This window comes from Frankia sp. CcWB2, assembly GCF_977927585.1.
This window is the reverse complement of sequence record NZ_CDWRCM010000009.1, coordinates 1-754: the sequence shown is the minus strand read 5'-3', so window position 1 is coordinate 754 and position 754 is coordinate 1. Positions and strand designations below refer to the sequence as shown.

General features: G+C 69.9%; 1 protein-coding gene. It reads left to right on the top strand.

Features of this window, described 5'->3' with window-relative positions:
* On the top strand, positions 1-691 hold a 691-nt coding region (locus ACY45C_RS02185), incomplete at its 5' end, for a DUF6039 family protein (protein WP_462185995.1).
* Between the last annotated feature and the right edge of the window lie 63 nt (positions 692-754).

Sequence of the window (754 nt, the reverse complement as noted above, 5' to 3'; positions counted from 1 at the left end):
CCGCGTGCACTGGCTGATCCACCTGCGGTCCCTGGAGGACTACGACGCTCTGGTCCATCTCGGGGGCGCGTCTGACCTGCGCGACGGCGTGCTGGGCGGCTACGTGGCGCATCAGCGGGCCCGGGACTGGGGGGCAGCGTTCGTACCCGGCAGCGTCGAGGAGCACATGATGTTCCCGCAGCGGTGGGGCATGTTCGGCACGGCGACCGAGGCGATGGCCAAGGACCCGTCCCTGAGCCCCCTGAAGGCCGACTCGCCGGTGCCGTGGTTCGAGGTGCTGGGCGCGGCCCACCAGACCGCGCAGGATCCGGACCGGATCCTGACCACCGCCAGCGCGGGCGTGATCATGCACCGCGTGATCGACTTCAGCTACCAGTTCCGCGCCGAGGCGCGGCTGTTCGCCCGGACGGTCGCGGAGAACATGAACCTCAACGCGACCGGCCACGCCACGGCGCTGGTGTTCGAGGAACTGTTCGGCCCCATGGAGCGCGTGCACTTCTTCATCCACATGAAGCACCTGAGCAGCATGTACGTGCTCATGGGCATCGATGCGCGCACGGATCCCACCGCGCCGCGCGCCGCCTACATGCGGGACTGGGTGTCGCCCGAGCGGGGTGCGGGCGGCTGGGACCGCATCATCCGCGAGGGCGGCGGCCGGGCCCACGCGCTGACCGCGCAGCAGTGGGGCTAGCGAGGACGCGCGAAGGGGAGGAAACCCGGGATCTGTTGCTGATCTTGTGATCGAACTGGCCCT